Annotated in this window: 15 protein-coding genes; 8 read left to right on the top strand and 7 right to left on the bottom strand. The window is 72.8% G+C overall.

The genetic code is table 11. The features are described 5' to 3' along the window. Positions 1–4: 4 nt before the first annotated feature. The gene (locus ACNNMR_RS04475) at positions 5–505 is read right to left on the bottom strand and encodes a DUF6643 family protein (protein ID WP_419993187.1); all 501 of its coding nucleotides are present in this window, start codon (positions 503–505) and stop codon (positions 5–7) included. A 202-nt stretch (positions 506–707) separates the two neighbouring features. Further along, positions 708–1,859 (bottom strand): glycosyltransferase, encoded by a 1,152-nt coding sequence (locus ACNNMR_RS04470; protein ID WP_419993186.1) that lies wholly within the window; start codon positions 1,857–1,859, stop codon positions 708–710. 110 nt (positions 1,860–1,969) lie between these two features. On the opposite strand from ACNNMR_RS04470, the gene ACNNMR_RS04465 reads away from it, so the two are divergent. Together ACNNMR_RS04465 and ACNNMR_RS04460 are read left to right on the top strand one after the other, a co-directional pair. After that, positions 1,970–2,758 (top strand): glutamate racemase, encoded by a 789-nt coding sequence (locus ACNNMR_RS04465; RefSeq protein WP_420000258.1) that lies wholly within the window; start codon positions 1,970–1,972, stop codon positions 2,756–2,758. Positions 2,759–2,889: 131 nt separating this feature from the next. Then, on the top strand, positions 2,890–3,441 hold the full coding sequence (locus tag ACNNMR_RS04460; protein WP_419993185.1) for a hypothetical protein: 552 nt from the start codon (positions 2,890–2,892) through the stop codon (positions 3,439–3,441). Between the two features lie 14 nt (positions 3,442–3,455). Here the strand turns inward: ACNNMR_RS04460 and ACNNMR_RS04455 are convergent, their stop codons facing one another. After that, positions 3,456–4,046: a TetR/AcrR family transcriptional regulator gene (locus ACNNMR_RS04455; protein ID WP_419993184.1), complete on the bottom strand. Its 591-nt coding sequence runs from the start codon at positions 4,044–4,046 to the stop codon at positions 3,456–3,458. 58 nt (positions 4,047–4,104) lie between these two features. On the opposite strand from ACNNMR_RS04455, the gene ACNNMR_RS04450 reads away from it, so the two are divergent. From ACNNMR_RS04450 to ACNNMR_RS04435, 4 genes are all read left to right on the top strand, one after another. Then, a complete protein-coding gene (locus tag ACNNMR_RS04450; protein WP_419993183.1) occupies positions 4,105–4,590 on the top strand; it encodes a hypothetical protein in 486 nt (161 codons plus the stop codon). Between the two features lie 18 nt (positions 4,591–4,608). Further along, positions 4,609–5,100: an NUDIX hydrolase gene (locus ACNNMR_RS04445; RefSeq protein WP_419993182.1), complete on the top strand. Its 492-nt coding sequence runs from the start codon at positions 4,609–4,611 to the stop codon at positions 5,098–5,100. Between the two features lie 89 nt (positions 5,101–5,189). Then, the gene (locus ACNNMR_RS04440; RefSeq protein WP_419993181.1) at positions 5,190–5,987 is read left to right on the top strand and encodes a 3-hydroxybutyrate dehydrogenase; all 798 of its coding nucleotides are present in this window, start codon (positions 5,190–5,192) and stop codon (positions 5,985–5,987) included. Between the two features lie 50 nt (positions 5,988–6,037). After that, entirely contained in the window at positions 6,038–7,864 is a 1,827-nt protein-coding gene (locus ACNNMR_RS04435; RefSeq protein ID WP_419993180.1) for a helix-turn-helix domain-containing protein, read from the top strand. A 65-nt stretch (positions 7,865–7,929) separates the two neighbouring features. Here the strand turns inward: ACNNMR_RS04435 and ACNNMR_RS04430 are convergent, their stop codons facing one another. After that, the gene (locus tag ACNNMR_RS04430) at positions 7,930–9,300 is read right to left on the bottom strand and encodes an MFS transporter (protein WP_419993179.1); all 1,371 of its coding nucleotides are present in this window, start codon (positions 9,298–9,300) and stop codon (positions 7,930–7,932) included. Between the two features lie 148 nt (positions 9,301–9,448). Further along, complete coding sequence (locus ACNNMR_RS04425) at positions 9,449–10,159, bottom strand: TetR/AcrR family transcriptional regulator (protein WP_419993178.1); 711 nt, start codon at positions 10,157–10,159, stop codon at positions 9,449–9,451. A gap of 105 nt (positions 10,160–10,264) precedes the next feature. On the opposite strand from ACNNMR_RS04425, the gene ACNNMR_RS04420 reads away from it, so the two are divergent. Then, positions 10,265–11,230, top strand: a complete 966-nt coding sequence (locus ACNNMR_RS04420; protein WP_419993177.1) for an ATP-binding cassette domain-containing protein — start codon at positions 10,265–10,267, stop codon at positions 11,228–11,230. Then, the gene (locus ACNNMR_RS04415) at positions 11,227–12,009 is read left to right on the top strand and encodes an ABC transporter permease (RefSeq protein WP_419993176.1); all 783 of its coding nucleotides are present in this window, start codon (positions 11,227–11,229) and stop codon (positions 12,007–12,009) included. The genes ACNNMR_RS04420 and ACNNMR_RS04415 overlap by 4 nt, the downstream gene beginning before the upstream one ends. 4 nt (positions 12,010–12,013) lie before the next feature. Here ACNNMR_RS04415 and ACNNMR_RS04410 read toward each other — a convergent pair whose 3' ends face one another. Both ACNNMR_RS04410 and ACNNMR_RS04405 read right to left on the bottom strand, forming a co-directional pair. Further along, positions 12,014–13,615: an AMP-binding protein gene (locus ACNNMR_RS04410; protein ID WP_419993175.1), complete on the bottom strand. Its 1,602-nt coding sequence runs from the start codon at positions 13,613–13,615 to the stop codon at positions 12,014–12,016. A gap of 54 nt (positions 13,616–13,669) precedes the next feature. Continuing rightward, positions 13,670–14,665, bottom strand: coding sequence for a hydroxyacid dehydrogenase (locus ACNNMR_RS04405; RefSeq protein ID WP_419993174.1), 996 nt, complete (start codon positions 14,663–14,665; stop codon positions 13,670–13,672). Positions 14,666–14,671: the final 6 nt, after the last annotated feature.

Below are 14,671 nucleotides of genomic sequence, written 5' to 3'. Positions count from 1 at the left end.
GTGCTCAGTAGCCGCGACGGGGGTCGTAGCTCTGCTGCTGCTGAGCGTACGGATCCGGGTACTGCGGCTGGGCCGGGCGGGCCTGGGCCGGGCGCGGGGCGACCGGACGCATCGCCTCGAAGCCGGAGTTGTGCGCGGGCTGGCGCTGCGGCTGGGGGTGCTGCGGGGCCTGTTGCTGGTACCGGGGCGCGGCGGCCTGCTGCGGGATGTACGACAGCGGGGCGGCCGGCTGCGGAGCGGCGGCCTGGTAGCCATGCGGCGGCGTGTGCTGCTGCGGCTGGGGCTGCTGCTGGTAGGGCTGCTGGTGCTGGTACGAGGGTGCGGCCGGCAGCGCGGGGCGCGCGGGCGGGAGCGCCGGGAGGTGGCTGCCGGTGTCGTACGAGGAGGGAACCCGGATCGGGGCGATCTGCGGGGTGCCGCGCTCTGCCACGAGGCTGTCGTAGATGGGCGTGTCCGGGATTGCGTGCGGGTAGTAGCCGCCGCCATATGCGCGGGGGGTGGTCATGGCCATAAGTTAAGCCCACGATGTGCCTGTTGGGGAGACCGATAAGAGGGTTGTTTTCCGCGCTCGAAGTGACCGGCCGTCACTAATACGAGCGAACCAGGGGGAAACGGACCAACTCCGGTGTACAGATCGTGTAAAGGCATTGCGTCCCCGGGGTAACGAGTAGGCGACGTCACCGCCGGTCAGCCGCGTCGGCCCGCGCTCAGGCGTACGTCCGGCCCTTCCACGCGGCCCCGCGGCCGCGATAGTGCTGCACCGCTGAGTCGACCGTCATGCACAGATAGAGCACGGCCGTGAACGGAAGCAGCACGGTCAGCCACCGGTGTTGTCCGTAATAGGCCAGCATCGGCAGGTAGCTTCCGGCCATGATCAGCCACGCGGCGCCGCCCGCGAGCGCGGCCGCGGGACTGCCCGCCGCGAGGCCCGCGATGAGCGCGGCGGGCGGGGCGACATAGACGACGAGGAGCCCGATGACGGTCGCGGCGAGCAGCAGCGGATTGTGCAGCAGCTGGGCGTACGCGCTGCGCGACACCATCCGCCAGAGCTCGGCGAGCCGCGGATACGGGCGCACGCTGTCGACGCGCTCGGCGAGCCCCAGCCAGATCCGGCCACCTGAGCGCTTCACGGCGCGGGCGAGCGAGACGTCGTCGATGACCGCGTGCCGGATCGACTCCGGGACCGATGCCCGCTCGGCGGCCGTGGCGCGCAGCAGCACGCAGCCGCCGGCCGCGGCGGCGGTCCGTCCCTTGGCGCGGTTCACCCAGCGGAAGGGGTAGAGCTGCGCGAAGAAGTAGACGAAGGCGGGCACGATCAGCCGCTCCCAGCCGGTCGCCACCCGCAGCCGCGCCATCTGCGACACGAGGTCGAGGTCGGCGGACCGCGCGGCCCGGACCAGCTCGCGGAGGCTGTCGGGGCGGTGCGCGATGTCCGCGTCGGTGAGGAGTAGGTAGTCGGCGCCGGTACGGGCCCGGGCGAGGGCGATGCCGTGCCGTACGGCCCAGAGCTTGCCGGTCCAGCCCGGCCCGGGCTCGCCCGGGTTGGAGACGGTCAGCGGCAGCCCGCCGTGCTCGGCCGCGAGCGCGTTCGCCGTCTCGCCCGTGCCGTCCGTGGAGCCGTCGTCGACGAGAAAGACCTCCGCCGCGCCCGGATAGTCCTGCGCCAGGAGGGACGGCAGGCTGTCGGGCAGCACCTCCGCCTCGTCGCGGGCCGGGACGACGATCGCCACCGACGGCCACTCGGCCGGCTCCGCACCCGCCGGGAGGCGGATGTCCGTACGCCAGAAGAAGCCCTGGCAGAGCAGCAGCCACAGCCAGGCGGCGAGGGAGAGAGCGGCGGTTAATGCGAGCACATTCACCGGCGCAGTCTCCCGCACCGTCCACGGCCGTCGGAAGACGATCAATTAAAGTGATCGCATGCTGTCGGGGCGGCGCCGAGCGCCCCGCACTGGTCGTGGAGGTGCCGCTGGTGAAGATCGCGCTCGTGGATTCCGGGCTCGGGCTGCTGGCCGCCGCGGCCGCGGTACGCAGGTTGCGCCCTGACGCCGACCTGGTGCTGTCCAGCAACCCCGGCTCGATGCCCTGGGGGCCGCGCACGCCGGAGGAGATCAGCGCGCTCGCGCTCGGCTGCGCGCGGGCTGCGGCGGCGTACGACCCGGAGGCGCTGATCGTCGCCTGCAACACCGCGTCCGTACACGCGCTGCCCGCGCTGCGCGCCGAGCTGGAGCCGGGGCTGCCGGTGATCGGCACGGTGCCGGCGGTGAAGCCGGCGGGGGCAGGTGGCGGCCCGGTGGCGGTGTGGGCGACGCCGGCGACGACCGGCAGCCCGTACCAGCGGGCGCTGATCGCGGACTTCGCGAACGGTGCCGCGGTCACTGAAGTGGCCTGTCCGGGACTTGCCGACTCCGTGGAGCGCGCGGACGAGGACGGGATCGACGCGGCCATCGCCGCGGCGGCGGCGCACACGCCGTCGGATGTAAGGGCCGTCGTCCTGGGATGCACCCATTACGAGATGGTCGCCGAACGCATCCGCGCCGCCGTCCAGCCCGCCGGCGCCCCGCCGGTCGTGCTGCACGGCTCGGCGGGGGCGGTGGCGGCGCAGGCACTCCGCCGGATCGGGGCGGCGCCGGACCCGCAGGCGCCCGACACCGGCTCGGTCACCGTCCTGCTGAGCGGCGAGGCGGCCGCGCTGCCGGCCGCCGCCGACACGTACGCCGAGGGCCGGCTGCTGCGGGCGGCCGCTCCGGCCCGCGGCTAGCGCGCCCAGTGGACCGACAGCGGGCCGGCTAGTGGACCCGATGACAGTCTGGGCCGTGCCCCTTCGTCACCGGCACACGTATAGGTGACGGAGGCCTGCCCGTTCGCCTCAAGGCGCGTAGGCTGCCAGACATGAAGGACCACTCCCCGGCGGGCAAGGCCGAGGACGCTTCGGAGATCTGGACCGGCCGGGCAAGGAACCGCGTGCAGTGGCTGCTGGCAGCGGTGGGTGCGGCGTGCATGGCGCTGGGCATCGAGCTGGCGGTCGAGGCCCCCTATACGTCAGGTCCCGCACCGCTGGTCATGTCGATCGTCGGCTGCATCGCGGCCGGCGTGCTGGTGCTGTTCGGCACGCTCGCGTTCGTGCATGTCGCGGTCAAGGTGGACCACGAATCCCTTGAAGTGCGCTGCGGGCACCTCGGCGTGCCGCGGCGGCGCATTCTGCTGCGGGATGTGGTGGGCGCCGAGTTCCTGCCCACGATCACGCCGCGGCACTGGGGCGGCTGGGGCTATCGCTGGCGGCCGGAGAAGGGCACGTGTGTGGTCGTCCGGCGCGGCGAGGGCCTGAAGGTCAGGCTGGCCGACGACCACTCCTTTACGGTGACGGTCGATGACGCGGAGGACGCGGTCCGCGCGATCCGCGACCGGCTGCGGGTGCTGCCGAACGGGGCGGCTGAGGCCTAGCGCCTCCGTTGCTTCTACGCGGCCCGCGGCAGCAGCGCCGCCGCGCAGTCCGCCGCCATCTCGACGGCCGTGACCGGGACCGGCGTTCCCTCGCGCAGATGCCGCTGCACCAGGCCGTACGGCACCTCGACCAGGGCCGCCGCCACCCGCTCGCGCCCCGCCTCGTCCGTTGCGCCCAGCCGCGCGGCCAGGTCCGCCACCGCGGACATCACCCCGGCATTGGCGGCCTCCAGCCGCGCCACGGCGGCCGCGGGCCACTCCGCCCGGCCGAAGTCGGCCGCGCCGTAACGGAGAATGCGCGCCTCCTGCGGGTGCTCGCGGCTGAACTCCACCACATGGCGCGCCGCCGCCAGCGCGACGGCGCGCGGCTCGCCCGCACCGGCCAGCACCTGTGCGTACGACCCCTGGAAGCGCTCCAGCGTGCGCAGCCACATCTCCGCGAGCAGCGCCGGGCGGCCGGGGAAGCGGTGGTACAGCGAACCGCTCGGCACGCCCGCGGACTTGGCGACGGCCGTCATGGTCACGGCGGCCGGACCGCCCGCGCCGGCGAGGGCGGCGGCGGCGTCCAGGAGCTGATCGGTGGTGTAGCGAGGTGGCCTGGCCATGTTCTGGAGAGTACTCTCCAATTGTATTGGAGAACGCTCTCTAATTCGGGAGGAACAGATGCCGGGGACCGCCGCAGCCGCCGCGCTGCCGTACGTCGATGAGCACGCCACCGTCGCCGAAGCCGGGCCGGAGGAGGTCTGGAAGGCGCTGGGAGAGGTGGTCGACCGAGCGTTCTCGAGCGCCGCCGGCGGGCGCTTCGCGCGCCTCATCGGCGCCAAGGACGGCGCCCCGGCCGGGCCGCGGCCGCTCGCCGAGGGGTCGGTGGTCGTCGGCTTCCGGGTGACTTCGGCCGACCCGGGGCGGGAGCTCGTCCTGGAGGGCAGGCACCGGTTCTCCGCGTACGCGCTGACCTTCCGTCTCGACGCCCTGGATCCTGAAGACTCCCCGCGCACCCGCCTCCGCGCCGAGACCCGCGCCGTCTTCCCCGGCGTGGCGGGCCGGGCGTACGGCATGGCGGTCGTCGGCACCCGCGGTCACGTGCTCGTCGTCAGGCGTTTGCTTCGTGACGTCCGCGGCAGGGCCGAGCGCGCCCGCCGCGGATGATCTCGTAGCCTGGGCCGCATGGCGACACCTGACTTCATCCGCGAACTGCGCGCCAGCGCCGGCCACCAGCTGCTCTTCCTCCCCGGCGTGAGCGTCGTGTGTCTCGACGACGCCGAGCGGGTGCTGCTCGGCAGACGGGCGGACACCGGGCGGTGGGCGATCATCGGCGGCATCCCGGAGCCCGGCGAGCAGCCTGCCGAGACGGCGGTGCGCGAGGTGCACGAGGAGACCGGGGTGCACTGCGAGCCGGAGCGGGTCATCCTGGTGCAGGGGCTGGAGCCGTTCGCGTATCCGAACGGGGATCAGTGCCAGTTCATGGACATCGCCATGAAGTGCCGCGCCACCGGCGGCGAGGCCCGGGTCAATGACGACGAGTCGCTCGAAGTCGGCTGGTTCACGCTGGACGCGCTGCCGTCGGACCTGGGCGAGTTCGACCTGACGCGGATCAAGATGGCGCTCTCCGACGCGCCCACGTGGTTCGCGCCGGTGGACACGCCGACCGCCACCTGAGGCGCATGGGGCGCCACGCCACGGCATCCCCGCGGAATGTGGCGCCGGACCACATCGGTGCCCGGCACGCCGCTGCCTAGCCTGCCGCCATGAGCCTCGCACCCGAAGCCGCGCCCGCCCCCGTCGCCTGCCACCTCTCCGGCCGTACCGCCCTCGTAACCGGCGCCGCGGGGGGCATCGGCCGGGCCTGCGCGCTGCGGCTCGCCGCGGCCGGGGCGAAGGTACGGGCCGTGGACCTCGACGCCGCCGGGCTCGGGGAGCTCACGCGTACGGCCACGGGGCTCCCCGGCGCCGTCGAGGCGCTGCCGCTCGACCTCACCGACCTCGACGCCGCCGAGCAGGCCGCGGCCGGCACCGACGTGCTGGTGAACAACGCCGGGCTGCAGCTGGTCAAGCCGATCGAGGAGTTCCCGCCCGAGGTCTTCAACCGGGTGCTGACGGTCATGCTGGAGGCGCCCTTCCGCCTCATCCGCGGCGCCCTCCCGCACATGTACGGCCAGGGCTGGGGTCGCATCGTCAACGTCTCCTCCGTACACGGCCTGCGCGCCTCCCCGTACAAGGCCGCCTACGTCGCCGCCAAGCACGGCCTCGAAGGACTCTCCAAGACCACAGCCCTGGAGGGCGCCGCCCACGGCGTCACCTCCAACTGCGTCTGCCCCGGCTACGTCCGCACCCCCCTGGTCGAGCGGCAGATCGCCGGGCAGGCCGCCGCGCACGGCATCTCCGAGGACCGGGTGCTGCGCGAGGTGCTGCTCGCCGACCAGGCGGTCAAGCGGCTGCTGGAGCCGGCGGAGGTCGCCGAGGCGGTGGCGTACCTCTGCGGCCCGCAGGCCGCCTTCGCCACCGGCACCTCGCTGGTCCTCGACGGCGGCTGGACCGCCCACTGACGCGTCCGCTGACTGGCGCGCCACACGTTCCGCAGGATAGGTCTGTGCACATGGCCCCCACCCAGCCCGAGCTGCCCTACCTGGAGCTCCTCGCCCGCGGCGCCGCCGCCGGGGAGTACGAGCAGCCGGTGCTGCGCGCCCGCGCCGGAGGTGCGGGCCCGGAGGCCATCGCCGCGCTGGAGCAGGCGCGCGAGGTGGCGCTGCGGGTACGCGCCGAGCACGAGGGGCTGCGCCGCCGCGAGACCGAGCTCTCCGCGCTCTTCGAGACCGCACAGGACCTCGCGGGGCTGCGCGACCTGGACGCGCTGCTGCACGCGATCGTGCACCGGGCGCGGTCGCTGCTGGGTACGGATGTGGCGTATCTGAGCCTCAACGACCCGGCCAGCGAGCAGACCTACATGCGCGTCACCGAGGGCTCGGTGGCCGCCCGCTTCCAGCAGCTGCGGCTCGGCATGGGCGAGGGCCTCGGCGGCCTCGTCGCGCAGACGGCCCGCCCGTACGTCACCGACTCCTACTTCGACGACCCGCAGTTCCGGCACATGGAACACATCGACACGGCCGTCGGCGACGAGGGTCTGGTCGCGATCCTCGGCGTGCCGCTCACTCTCGGGAGCGAGGTGATCGGTGTGCTGTACGCCGCGGACCGGCGGACGCGGGTCTTCGAGCGCGAGGAGATCGCGCTGCTCGGGTCCTTCGCGGCGCATGCGGCGGTCGCGATCGAGTCGGCGGATCTGCTGGCCAGGTCGCGGGCGGCGGTGGCCGGGCTGGAGGCGGCCAAGGAGACCATGGAGCGGGCCTCCGATGTGCACGACCGGCTCACGGAGCTGGTGTTGCGCGGGGGTGGGGTGCAGGACGTGGCGGATGCGCTGTCCGAAGTGCTGGCTGGGAAGGTCGAGTTCGCGGAGGCGGAGACCGTGCCGGTACGGGCCGGGGGGCACGCGGTGCGGCACGGCGACGGGTGGGTTGCGCCGGTCGCGGCGGGCGGGGAGTGCCTGGGGGCGCTGCGGTTGCATGGGCATCCGGATCTGGATCCGCTTGATCAGCGGACTTTGGAGCGGGCGGCGATGGTGACCTCGCTGTTGTTGCTTGCGCGCCGGTCGGCGGGGGAGGCGGAGCAGCGGGTGCGCGGAGAGCTGCTCGATGATCTTCTTGACGCGCCGGGGCGCGAGCCGCGGCTGTTGCGGGAGCGGGCGGCTCGGCTTGGTGCGGAGCTGGACGCCGCGCATGTGGTGCTGGCGGCGCGGGCGGATCTGACCGGGCCGGCTGGTCGGCAGCGGCTTGTCGATGCGGCGGGGCATCTTGCTTCCGTACGGCATGGGCTTGCGGCCGCGCGGGATGGGGGTGTGGTGTTGCTGCTTCCCGCGCGTGGGTCGGCTTCTGGTGCGGCGGGGGAGGCTGCTCGGCAGCTCGGCGCGGCTGTGCATGCGCCGGTCACGGTGGGCGCTTCGGCGGCGGTGCCTTCGCCTGCGGGGGAGCCTGGGGCGGTGGCCGTCGCCTACGCGGAGGCGGTGCGGTGCCTCGACGCGATGCTGGCGCTGGGGCGTGAGGGGGAGGGGGCGGCGGCGGAGGACTTCGGCTTTCTCGGGCTGCTGCTGGGGGAGACGCGGGATGTGGCGGGGTTTGTGCGCCGCACGATTGGGCCGGTGGCGGAGTATGACGGGCGGCGGGGGACGGAGTTGGTGCGGACGCTGGAGGCGTATTTCGCGGCGGGGATGAGTCCGGTCCGTACGAAGGATGCGCTGCATGTGCACGTGAATACGGTGGCGCAGCGGCTGGAGCGGGTCGCGGCGCTGCTCGGGCCGGACTGGCAGAGTCCGGCCCGAGTGCTCGAAGTCCAGCTGGCCTTGAGGTTGCATCGGCTGGCGGCTGGAGGTTGAACTCGCGGGCGGGTTGCCGGGGGCTGCGCCCCCAGACCCCCCTTCGCGCCTGGCGGCGCTCGTCCTCAAACGCCGGACGGGCTGGAATGTGTCACTGGCCCCTTCGCGTCGTCGCCTTGCGGCGCGTCCTCGCTCAGGTCCGCCGCCCTCGTCTCCTTCGCCACCCATACCGCGACCAGCGTCAGCGCCACCGCCGCCAGCAGATACAGCGAGATCGGTGTCGAGCTGTCGTAATCCGCGAGCAGCGCCGTCGCGATCAGCGGTGCCGGGGCGCCGGCCGCCACCGAGGCGAACTGGGCGCCGATCGACGCGCCCGAGTAGCGCATCCGCGTCGCGAACATCTCCGAGAAGAAGGCCGCCTGCGGGGCGTACATCGCGCCGTGGAAGACCAGGCCGACCGTGACGGCCAGCAGCAGCGCGCCGAAGCTGCGGGTGTCGATCAGGGTGAAGAAGGGGAAGGCCCAGGCGCCTACGCCGATCGCGCCCAGCAGGTAGATCGGGCGCCGGCCGAAGCGGTCGGAGGCCGCGCCCCAGAGGGGGATGACCGCGAAGTGCACCGCGGAAGCGATCAGCACCGCGTTGAGCGCCGTCTGCTTGCTCAGGTCCGCCGCCTCGACCGCGTAGACGAGGATGAAGGCGGTGATGACGTAGTAGCTGATGTTCTCGGCCATGCGGGCGCCCATGGCGACCAGGACGTCGCGCCAGTGGTGCAGCAGCACGCCGAGCAGCGGGGGCACTTCGGTGGACGGGGCCTGCTCGGCCTTTTCGCGGGCGGCTTTGAAGACCGGGGACTCCTCCACCGACATGCGGATCCACAGACCGATGATCACCAGGACGCCGGACAGCAGGAACGGGATGCGCCAGCCCCACGAGTTGAAGGCGCTCTCCGACAGGAGTGCGGTGAGCGCGGCGAGCACGCCGGTGGCGAGCAACTGCCCCGCGGGGGCGCCGGTTTGCGGCCAGGAGGCCCAGTAGCCGCGCCGTTTCTGGTCACCGTGTTCGGATACGAGCAGCACCGCCCCGCCCCACTCGCCGCCCAGGGCGAAGCCCTGCACCAGGCGCAGCAACGTGAGCAGCACCGGTGCCGCCGAGCCGATCGTGGCGTGCGTCGGCAGCAGGCCGATGGCGCAGGTCGCACCGCCCATCAGCAGCAGGCTGAGGACGAGCAGCTTCTTGCGCCCGAGCCGGTCGCCGTAGTGCCCGAAGACCAGCGCCCCGAGCGGGCGGGCGGCGAAGCCGACGGCGTACGTCACGAAGCTCAGCAGCGTGCCGGTCAGCGGGTCGGAGTCCGGGAAGAACAGCTCGTTGAAGACGAGTGCGGCGGCGGACCCGTAGAGGAAGAAGTCGTACCACTCGATGGTGGTGCCGATCAGGCTCGCGGCGACGATGCGCGGCAGTGAGCGGGACTGCGGGGGTGCGGGTGCCGAGGAGGGCATGGTGACCACTTCCGGTAGCGGTGACGGGGACGACTCGATGCCGCCACACGCTAGAAAGACGCAGGTCACCGTCGTATGTGGTGGGACACCACACTTTCGGGCGCGGGTATGCGAGCGGCCTCCATGCGCGGGCTGGAGGCGAGGCCGCTTAGGCCTCCGAAAGCCGCGCCTCGATGCCGTCCAGGACGATCGCCAGACCCCGCTCGAAGCGCTCATCGGCCGCGCCGAACTCGGCCTCCTTCATCATGCGGTCCAGGTGGGGATAGTCACCGGTGGCGATCATGGTCGTCAGGTACGGGCCCATGCGCTGCTGCCATGTGCGCTCGTCCAGGCCGGACTTGCGCTCGGCTGCCCATTGGCTCAGCTCGGCCTGCACCGTGCCGTTGACCCAGCGCTTGATCACGTTGAGGACGTCCACCATGCCCTCGATGGTCAGGCCGCGGTCGTCGAGGAGCGTGAGGTCGCGTTCGTTGGCGGCCAGGAGGTTGGGGCCGATGAGTGGGCGGCCGGCGAGGAGTTCGGCGAGCCAGGGGTGGTGGTGGAGGGTCTGGCGGTAGCGGCGGGCCAGGGTGGCCAGGTCGGCGCGGGTGTCGCCCGTCGGTGCCTGCGGCTCGCAGCCGACTGCCTGGTCGATCATCACCGCGTACAGGTCCTCCTTGGCCGGGAGGTAGCGGTAGAGGGTCATCGCCCCCGTCCCGAGCTCCTTCGCGATGCCGCGCATCGTCACGGCGTCGATGCCGTCGGCGTCGGCGATCTCGATCGCCACGGCGGCGATACGGGCGCGGCTGTACGTCGGCGCCGGGCCGCGGGCGGGCTTCTCGGGGCGCATCCAGATGATCGGGTTCGTCGGGTTGACCACGGCAGCCAGTCTAAAGGCGCCTGACTGCCATTGCGTACTGCGTACCCGGTTTGCTAGCTTCCCTTACCGCATACGACGTACTCGGTTTTTTTGGAGGAGGTCTCCGTGGAGAACGCGGCCGTGCGCACCCAGGCGCTGCGGAAGGAGTTCGGAGGCGGTGTCGTGGCGCTCGAAGGGCTGGACCTCGCCGTGGCGCCGCACACCGTCTACGGGCTGCTCGGCCCGAACGGCGCGGGCAAGAGCACCCTGGTCCGGGTGCTGTCCACGCTGACCAGGCCCACGAGCGGCCGGGCCGTCGTCGCCGGGCACGATGTGGCCCGGGAGCCGGGGAAGGTGCGGGAGGCGATCGGGCTGACCGGGCAGAGCGCCGCCCTCGACAAGGGGCTGACCGGCCGCGAGAACCTGCGGATCTTCGGCAAGCTGTCCCGCCTCGGCGCCCGTGGCGCCCGGCGGCGCGCCGATGACCTGCTGGAGCGCTTCGACCTCGGCGAGGCGGGCGACCGGCTGGCCGGTACGTACTCCGGCGGCATGCTGCGCCGCCTCGACCTGATCGCCAGTCTGCTGCGCGCGCCGCGGCTGCTCTTCCTCGACGAGCCCACCACGGGGCTCGACCCGCGCAGCCGGCTCGGCGTCTGGGACATCGTCCGCGAGCTGGTGGCCGACGGCACCACCGTGCTCCTCACCACCCAGTACCTGGAGGAGGCGGACCAGCTCGCCTCAGCCGCCGCCGTCATCGACCACGGCCGGCTGATCGCCGAGGGCGGCCCGGACGAGCTCAAGTCCCGTATCGGCAGCCACATCGACGTCGAGCTGGAGTCGGCCGGCCAACTGCCCGGCGCCATGGCGGTCCTGGAGCGACTCACCGGGCAGCGCCCGGACGCGGACGGGGTGCGCCTGGTGGTCGCCGCCGTCGGCGAGGTGCCGCCGCTGCCGCGGATCGTGCGCGAACTCGACGCGGCCGGCGTCGTGATCCGCGACGCCGGGATCCGCAGGCCGAGCCTGGACGACGTCTTTCTGTCCCTGACCGGCAAGCCCGCCGGCGGGGACCAGACCCTGGGGGCAGTCGCATGATTCTCCTGGCCGACGGCTGGACCCTGACCCAGCGGCAGTTGCTCAGGTTGCGTCACCAACCCGGCACCCTGGTCGCGATGATGGTGGCGCCGATCGTGTTCATCGTGCTCTTCGGCTTCGTCTTCGGCAGCGCGATCCAGGTGCCGGGCGGCGCGAACTACCGCGAGTACCTGATGCCGGGGCTGTTCGCGATGACCACCGTCACCGCCATGTCCTCGGCCATGGTGGACGTCGCCATGGACCACCACAGCGGCGCCATGGACCGGCTGCGCTCGATGCCCACCAGGCGGGCGGCGGTGCCCCTCGGCCGGTCGGGGGCGGACGGGCTCATCGGGGCGTTCGGGCTGACGGTGATGCTGCTGTGCGCGCTGGCCGTCGGCTGGCGGGCGCATGAGGGCGTCGGGTCGACGCTGGCCGCTATCGGGGTGCTTCTGCTGCTCCGTTACGTGCTGTCCTGGGTCGGCACCTACCTCGGCATGGTGGTGCCCTTCCATGTCGCGAACAGCATCGCGCCACTCACCTTTCTGGTCAGCATGCTGTCCAACGCCTTTGTGCCCACGGGTGGGATGCCGGCGTGGCTGCGGGCGATCTGCGACTGGAATCCGGTCAGCGCGACCGTCACGGCGGCGCGGGAGCTGTTCGGCAACCCTGGCGCTCCCGGGCCGGACGCCGCCTGGCCGCTGGCGCATCCGGTGGCGGCGACGCTGCTGTGGTCGGCGGTGCTGCTGGCGGTCTTCGTGCCGTTGTCGGTACGGCGCTTCGCCCGGGCGGGGTTGTAGGCGGTCAACACCGCAGCCGCCCGGCCCGGTCGTGCTCCTCGTACTGCCGCAGCAGCTTCTCCAGCTCCGGGGCCGCCAGCGGCCGGTAGGCCCCGCCCTCCGGCGCCCACCACACCGGATCGGCGCAGCGGAAGGCCTCGGCCCGGAGCTCGCTCCGGCGCACCTTGCTGGTGGCGGTCACGGGGAGGTGCTCCATGATGCGTACGAACCTGGGCGCGGCCTTGGTGCCGAGGTCGTCCTGGGCGGTCAGGAAGGCCCGGAAGTCCTCGGGGTCGAAGGTGTTGCCGTGCAGCGCCAGCGCGGCCATCACCTGGTCGCCGGTGACCGGGTCGGGGACCGCGTATACGCAGGCGGCGGCCGCGGGTTCGTAACGGGCGAGGATGCCCTCGATGACGGCCGCCGCCAGGTTCTCGCCGTCCACCCGCAGCCGGTCGTCCGCGCGGCCCGCGAAGTACAGCCAGCCGTCCTCGTCCTGCGTGAACAGGTCTCCCGACCAGTACCAGCCGCCGCGGCGGCGCTCTTCGGCCGCCTGCTCGTTCCGCCAGTAGCCCTCGAAGCGCCGCGCCGACGCGCTCCTGTTGACCAGCTCGCCGATGACCCCGGGCGGGCACTCGACGCCCGTCGCCGGGTCGACGACCGCGAGGTCGTCGCCGGGCGAGGCCCGGCCCACCGCTCCCGCGGGGGTGCCCGGCGTCCGCTGGATCGCGGCGCCGCCCTCCGACGACCCGTATCCCTCGATCAGCGGTGCCCCGAAGCGCTCCTCGAAGCGTGCTGCGTCCACGGCCCCGGCCTCGGTGCCGAAGCCCATGCGGAGCTGGTGCTGCCGGTCGTTGTCGGTGGGCGGCGTGGCGAGTATGTACTGGACGGCTCTGCCGATGTAGGTGAAGTACGTTGCCCCGTAACGCCGCACGTCCGGCAGGAATCCGGACGCGGAGAAGCTCCGGCGCAGCGCCACCGCCCCGCCGCCGGCGAGCGCGGGCGCCCAGCCGGCGATCACCGCATTGCCGTGAAAGAGCGGCATGCACACGTAATGCACGTCCTCCGCCCCCAGCCGGAACTGCCGCGCCAGCGCCTGCCCGGCCCGTGCCAGCCGCCCCTGCGTGACGATCACGGCCTTCGGCGCGCCGGTCGAGCCGGAGGTGAAGGTGAGCAGCATCCGGTCGGCCGGGGCGCGTTCGGGGAAGTCCGCCGGCTGGGCGCTGCGGTGCGGGGCGAGTTGCTGTTCGTACGTGTCGGCGTCCGTGACCAGCAGTGGGATCCCGAGGCCCGCGACGAGCGGCAGCTGCTCCCGGTCGGTGACGATGACCGCGCATTCGGTGTGCCGGATGTCGCGGGCGAGTTCCTCGCCGCGCCGGGTGGGGTTGATGCCGACCACCGCGGCTCCGGCGAGGGCGGCGGCGCTCAGCCACAGCGGATACTCCGGCACGTTGCCCAGCAGCACGCCGACGTGCGGCTCGCGCCCCGGTGGCAGCAGGTCCGCGAGCAGGGCGGCCCGGGCTGCCGCCGCGGCGGCTATGTCGTGCCGGGTGAGCTCCAGGTCTTGGTATCGGAGGCCGGGGCGGTGGTCGTTCCACTGGGCGCGGAGGAGCTGGTCCACGGTGTCCATGCGGCAGACGGTATCTGACGGGTCATCAGATCTGAAGGTGTGTCGTCGCGTCGCTCAGGCGCTGATCGCGAGGATCTCCGGGGTCACTTCGTGTCGCAGGGGCTCCCCGGCGAGGTGCCGGGTGATCTCGTCCACGATGATCTGGCCCTGGCGCAGGCGGGCCTGTGCGGTGCCTGCCGCCTGGTGGGGGGAGAGGAGCGCGTTCGGCAGGGCGCGGAACGCGCTGGTGACGGGGAGCGGTTCCTCGTCGAAGACGTCCAGAGCGGCGTCGATGCGGCCGGTGCGCAGCTCTTCGAGGAGCGCGTCGGAGTCCACCAGCCAGGAGCGTGCCGTGTTCACCAGCCCGGCGCCGTCGGGGAACAGGGCCAGCTCGCGGCGTCCGAGGAGATGCCGGGTCTCGGGGATCGCGGGGGCGTGCAGGGCCACGACGCGGGAGCGGCGGAGCAGGTTGTCGAGGGGCACGAGTTCGGCGCCGAGCCGGGCGGCGTCCGCTGCGTCGCAGGTGGGGTCGTACAGGAGCGGGATGGCGCCGAGGGCCTCGATCAGCCGCAGGTATGCCCGGCCGGTGCGGGACGCTCCGATCACTCCGATGACCGAGCCCCGCAACTCGTGGGCTTCTGGCGCTTCTTGTCTGGCTACCTCGAAGTCCACGCCGCCGCGCAGCGCATGGTCGTAACGGTGCAGTCGGTGCAGCAGCGAGAGGGTGAAGCCGAGCGCGACCTCGGCGACGGCCGGGGCCATCGCTTCGCCGGTCTGGGTGACCCGGATGCCGCGGCCGAAGAGTTCGTCGCCGACGAGGAAGCGGACCGCGGCTCCGGTGTGGGCGACGAGGGCGAGGCGGGGTGCGGCGGCGAGCAGGTCGCCTTCCAGGCGCGGTGTGTGCCAACCCGTGATCACGATCTCGGCCTCGGTGAGTTCGCGCGTCATACGGTCCGGGGCGATGCCGCAGAGCCGCAGCTCGGCCGCCGCCTCCAGGGCAGACCACTGCTGCGGCGTGAAGAACAGCTCGCGCAGCCCCTCTTCCAGGGCGACGGCGATGACGGGGCGCACGAGGTC

This window comes from Streptomyces boninensis (assembly GCF_048572725.1).
Taxonomy (GTDB): domain Bacteria; phylum Actinomycetota; class Actinomycetes; order Streptomycetales; family Streptomycetaceae; genus Streptomyces; species Streptomyces boninensis.
The sequence above is the reverse complement of the archived record's forward strand: the minus strand, read 5'-3'. Positions and strand labels throughout refer to the sequence as shown.

Excerpts from the sequence above, each read along its gene's own strand:
- ACNNMR_RS04455 (WP_419993184.1), bottom strand. The coding sequence starts at position 4,046 with ATGGCCAGGCCACCTCGCTACACCACCGATCAGCTCCTGGACGCCGCC.
- ACNNMR_RS04450 (WP_419993183.1), top strand. The coding sequence starts at position 4,105 with ATGCCGGGGACCGCCGCAGCCGCCGCGCTGCCGTACGTCGATGAGCAC.
- ACNNMR_RS04445 (WP_419993182.1), top strand. The coding sequence starts at position 4,609 with ATGGCGACACCTGACTTCATCCGCGAACTGCGCGCCAGCGCCGGCCAC.
- ACNNMR_RS04460 (WP_419993185.1), top strand. The coding sequence starts at position 2,890 with ATGAAGGACCACTCCCCGGCGGGCAAGGCCGAGGACGCTTCGGAGATC.
- ACNNMR_RS04475 (WP_419993187.1), bottom strand. The coding sequence starts at position 505 with ATGACCACCCCCCGCGCATATGGCGGCGGCTACTACCCGCACGCAATC.
- ACNNMR_RS04410 (WP_419993175.1), bottom strand. The coding sequence starts at position 13,615 with ATGGACACCGTGGACCAGCTCCTCCGCGCCCAGTGGAACGACCACCGC.
- ACNNMR_RS04435 (WP_419993180.1), top strand. The coding sequence starts at position 6,038 with ATGGCCCCCACCCAGCCCGAGCTGCCCTACCTGGAGCTCCTCGCCCGC.
- ACNNMR_RS04440 (WP_419993181.1), top strand. The coding sequence starts at position 5,190 with ATGAGCCTCGCACCCGAAGCCGCGCCCGCCCCCGTCGCCTGCCACCTC.
- ACNNMR_RS04415 (WP_419993176.1), top strand. The coding sequence starts at position 11,227 with ATGATTCTCCTGGCCGACGGCTGGACCCTGACCCAGCGGCAGTTGCTC.
- ACNNMR_RS04430 (WP_419993179.1), bottom strand. The coding sequence starts at position 9,300 with ATGCCCTCCTCGGCACCCGCACCCCCGCAGTCCCGCTCACTGCCGCGC.